The organism is Magnetovibrio sp. PR-2, from assembly GCF_036689815.1.
Lineage (GTDB): Bacteria > Pseudomonadota > Alphaproteobacteria > Rhodospirillales > Magnetovibrionaceae > Magnetovibrio.
Window position 1 is genome coordinate 1 of sequence record NZ_JBAHUR010000029.1, and the last position, 4,875, is coordinate 4,875.

Genomic DNA, 4,875 nt, shown 5'->3' on the forward strand with positions numbered 1-4,875 from the left:
CCGCGCGCAAAAGATCATCGTCGCCGGGTACCTCCAGGGTTTCTGCCCCTGAGGGAACCGTCAACGTCTGCACGCTATCAAGATGACCTACGTTACCCCTACTGGGGATTGCACCCTCCAATGCGCTGCCCTTTCGTCCCGACCCTTTTGCTTGGACTGCGAGATTCGTACATCGGGGGGTGCAGTCCCACATAATCTTTGGATGAAAATTATCGACTTAATTTATAGCATGGTCACTCCAATAGTCACACAAATTTGGTCTTGGTTGATCAGAATGTGGCTGAGGAAGAACAGGCCCAAAATGGACAAAAAGCCTTTCCTTATGCTGCGAATCGACGCGATTTTATCTGTCTGCTGATCGGGCTTCCTTTCGTAACGTAACGGGAAGTGGATCGCCGTAACATTTTGGCAGACTCTTTTCGTAACAAACCTAAAATTCCTAGTTACCCCCTACGTAACGTTCAACGTAACAGGTTGGATCGGGAATACGGGGCTGGGTAATTTTGCCTTAAGCGATTCGCTTGCCTTAGCTAAGGCAGTCTGACGCCGGTTTCCCTTAGCTAAGGGAACTTACGGAACAAAACGGGGCTGTCAGACTTGGATTTGTAACTCCCTTAGCTAAGGAGGGTCCGCCATTTGCCTATAGCTAGCGTCGTGAACTTCCGGTATCGAAACCTAAGCGGTCGTGAAAATCACCACTCCAACATTTCCGCGCCTAACCCAGAGCAGCCCTTACATAAAAGGGGGAGCCTTCTGCAAAGAAAACAGTGGTGAGTTGTGAGGCTCTGTAATTATTTAAGTCAGCACGGCGGTTGTTGATTGCTTATTTTTCATCAAAGATGACATCAATTTTTTCAATCAATTGGCGCGGGCCGTATGGTTTATTGATAAACCATGTCACATCGTTCTTTTTCGCTTCAATCGCGGACTCAAGTTTTCCCCGGCCCGTGATCATGATGAAGGGCAAGGAGGGATACCTCTTTCTCACATTTTTAAGAAGCTCCAACCCCGTAATGCCAAGCATGTTCCAATCACTAATAATGAGGTGATAAGGTTGGGTTGCATTGTCGACAAAGTCCCAGGCTTCATTGCCGTCAACGGCCATGTCGACTTGCTCGAACCCCAGCTTGTCCAGCACCATCTTAATCAACTTCGCGGCTTGCGTGTCGTCTTCGGCAACAAGCACGCGGTAGCGCCAATAATCTTTGGGGACAGGTTTCGGTTGGTCATTCATTGTATTTACCCAGGTTTTATGTTCGCAAGGTGTTGGCGACTTCCATAAGAAGCTCTTCTTTAGCAAACGGCTTCTTGATATAGCTGGTTTTGTCGACAAGATCTTTGGACAAAGCGTCCTCCTGTCCAGGGAAGCCTGACATAAATATAACTCTGACATCTTGATAGACGTTGAAAATTCTTTCAACCATATCTGGGCCAGAGAGTTCCGGCATCAAGATATCGCTGAGAATGACGTCAATTTTGTCTTTGTTGTCTTGCCAGACATTCAACCCATCCTGCCCGTTGTGCGCCACCAGAACCTCAGCCCCTGCTTCGGTGAGAATAGCACTGGCAAGTTTTCTCACGACCTCCTCGTCATCGACAATCAAAATCGTGCTCCCATCGGGAAAGTCGATGTCTTTGAGAAGCAAATCGTTCTGATTTTCAGTCAACGCATCTTCTGTCACGGGGAAAAACAGATTGAAAACGGTGCCCAGGCCCAATTCGCTTTCGACCTCAATGTGTCCCTTTGACTGTTCGATGAATCCAAAAACCATTGACAGGCCGAGCCCTGTGCCCTTGCCTTGGCCTTTGGTGGTGAAAAAGGGTTCAAATAAACGACGTTTGGTTTCTGTGTCCATGCCCGTGCCAGTGTCGCGCACGGAAACACATACGTACTCGCCCACCCCTTCCTCTTTGGGAAAAGGCAACATATAAGATTGGTCCAAGATCTTAGCCGAGATCGATATGTTCCCACCGTCAGGCATGGCGTCGCGCGCATTGATCACGAGATTGACCAGCGCTTGGGAGAACTGGCTTGCGTCCAGCATGACACGGGTTTTGGGGGCTTGTGTATCAACATCAAGCTGAGTATTGCCACCGATCAGCGTCTTTAAAAAGCCAATGCTCTCATATAGCAAATCGCCAATTTCCAAAACCTCGGTTTTGGAGACATCTTTGCGGCTGAATGTGAGAAGCTCTTGGGTCAAAGATGAGGCCCTGTTTGAGGCTATGATGACCTCTTTCAGGCACATCTCAACCAGACCACGGTCTTCAACATCGTCTTGCGCCATGCTGGCGAAGCCCAAGATGCCAACCAAGATGTTGTTAAACTCGTGCGCAACACTTCCGGCCAGTTGGCCCAAGGCATCCATCTTTTGAGATTGGCGCGCCTGTTCTTCGGTTTTCTTGCGATTGGTAATATCGCGGATAATCCCGACAAACTTTCGCACATCCCCAAGCGCAATTTCACTGATGGCCAAATCAATCGGAAAGGTTTCCCCGTTGGCCTTGAGTCCGGTGACTTCGCGCCCAGTTCCAATAATTTTCGCCACATGAGTGGTCTTACAATTCTGAATATAGCTGTCATGCGCGCTCCGGTCCGGCTCTGGCATAAGAACCTTTACATTTTTGAAGAGTAGCTCGGATTTGGAATAGCCAAATATCCGTTCAGCCGCCGGATTGGTGCTTTCGATGATCCCTTTGTCATTAATTGTGACAATGCCGTCAACGGCGGCGCGCAAAATCGCTTGGGTGTAAAGCTCCGCCTTTTCGCGTCGCTCGCGCTCTAGCAAACGTTCGGTGACGTCCATCATAAAAACGGACACCCCGTTTGAGAAGGGATTCACACGCAGAGAAAACCACATGTCCTTGGGTTCATAATGCACAAGCTCTTCACGAACGGATTGGCCTGAGCGTACGGCTTCGAACAGCGGGTGATAAAAACCAACGCTGAATTCTGGAAATTGCGCCCAAAGGTGCTCGCCTTCCAACACGGCGAGAGACATGCCAAAAAACTGTTCGGCTTTGGGGTTGAGATACGTAAAGCACCACATATCATCAACGGCAAAAAAGGCGTCGCTGATACTGGACAGCATCAGAAGCTGACTTTCCTTGGCGTGTTGAAGTTCTTGTTGTTGGTGAGAAATTTTGCGCGAGATATCAACAATTGGCCGGAACTCGACGTCCTGAACTGCCTGCATTTCCCGCTCAACCGGCTCGCCCTTTTGCAGCCTCAGCAACGATTTATAGACCTGGGAGATATTTTGACGCACCAGATAAATCGTTCCCAAAATCAAACTGAACAAAATGATTAAAAATGCCGCACTGAAAAGAGCCACACTTTCAATTTCCGAACGGATCATCGCGCGCTTTTCGCTTCGCGCACGTTTAAGGGACTGATTGATGTCTTCCTTCAGCGCAAGGGCAATGACGTTAAGTTCTTGACCAATGCTTTGGGCCTCAATTGTATATTGGTGGATGAGCTCTGGGTCGACGGACGCCATTTGTGTGGCTCGAACCGCAAGCGCGCGAAACTTGTCGGCTTGTCGCAAAATATCGTCCAAAGCGGCGGAATTGGCTTCAGACTGGAGCAGTACGTTTCCTGTGGGGAAGTTTATAAATATAGCCCCAAGCGTGTCTTGATTGTGGTCAAGCCGTTCAACGAGCGATTGGCCGCGAAGGTAAATTTCTTCCTCATCCAGTTTCGGTGCGTTGAGCAAAAAAACGTAAAGCTCTTTTTCCAGCTGGTGGAAGGTATCAATGGTGTGGTCAAAGGCTTGGATAAACGGCAGTTCTTTTTCGATGACCTGCTCAGTCAGTTGCGCTTGGTGCGTATTCACATGATTAAAGCTGAACCATTCACCAACCACAGCAAACAAGACCAACACCGGTATACTAAATAAAGCGGTGCGAACAGATATGAATGTGGGTAATTTTTTTGACAAGTTTTAATCTATTGTAATTTTGCCCAGTCTTGCGGGTTGATCTTACCCAGGGTTTCAAACTGTCCCTTTTCACCAGGACGGAAAACCCATGCAACACCTTCTGGCTTTGGCCAAATTCCTGCCGCTTCGCGAAGGTTTCCTGTGTGCGAAACAATGACACGGTTCGTGCCCTCTGGAACCGGTGAGGACAGAAGATTTTGAAGCGACTTGGTGACGATTTCTTTTTGCGCTTTTTTCAGCCCAATGGCGTAGTAGAGAAAATCACTGGGTTCAGCCGCACCAAAAGCAAGCTTTGCGGTGTCCATACAGCGACAAAACGGGCTCGATAATACTTCGCCGACGGGAATCTCTTGGTCACGAATGGCCTTGCCGATGCTTAACGATTGAGCGCGCCCTTCTTCGGAAAGGTTGCGCTGCGTTGAACAATCCGCCAAGTCCACCTCGTCCATGTCCATTTGTTTGTGATCCGTTATGGCATGGCGAAAAAATATAATATTCCCGCCTTGACGCATCTCCTCAAGACTTGGCGGCAAAGCCTGTTTGTCCTGGGACCAAGCGTTCGAACCAAACGATAGCGTTAAAATCGCAAATATAACGGCTGACAAAAACTTCACAGGCAAACTCCAAACTGAGTGGCGCCCAGCTCTTTGGTTTAATGATAAGTATGGGTATTGGACATTTGCAACTGTTAAAACAACAAAAGACGATAAGCTCGAGCGTTTAGGACAATTTCTGGATATGGCTAATTTTCACCGGATTTCTGGGCGTTTCAAGACTTCGGCTACTGAGTGCAAAGCAGAACATGAATGGCTGCTTTGCCAAAACTGCTGATTTTATGCCCGAAACTCACCAGACACCGGACCTTTTGAAGCCTCTGCATAAACGCTAACTTTTGACCCAAGACGGACTTGATAAACCGTGGGAACGAGTGTGG

At 48.4% G+C, this 4,875-nt stretch carries 3 protein-coding genes; all 3 read right to left on the bottom strand.

The features are described 5' to 3' along the window. Positions 1–823: 823 nt before the first annotated feature. The 3 genes from V5T82_RS18005 to V5T82_RS18015 are packed head-to-tail and all read right to left on the bottom strand — an operon-like array spanning position 824 to position 4,555. Positions 824–1,234 (bottom strand): response regulator, encoded by a 411-nt coding sequence (locus V5T82_RS18005; RefSeq protein ID WP_332897063.1) that lies wholly within the window; start codon positions 1,232–1,234, stop codon positions 824–826. Between the two features lie 16 nt (positions 1,235–1,250). Then, positions 1,251–3,941: a hybrid sensor histidine kinase/response regulator gene (locus V5T82_RS18010; protein ID WP_332897064.1), complete on the bottom strand. Its 2,691-nt coding sequence runs from the start codon at positions 3,939–3,941 to the stop codon at positions 1,251–1,253. 8 nt (positions 3,942–3,949) lie between these two features. Next, a complete protein-coding gene (locus V5T82_RS18015) occupies positions 3,950–4,555 on the bottom strand; it encodes a histidine phosphatase family protein (protein ID WP_332897065.1) in 606 nt (201 codons plus the stop codon). Between the last annotated feature and the right edge of the window lie 320 nt (positions 4,556–4,875).

What these genes read in the sequence shown, in the direction of transcription:
- V5T82_RS18005 (WP_332897063.1), bottom strand. Translation starts at nt 1,234, where the DNA reads ATGAATGACCAACCGAAACCTGTCCCCAAAGATTATTGGCGCTACCGC.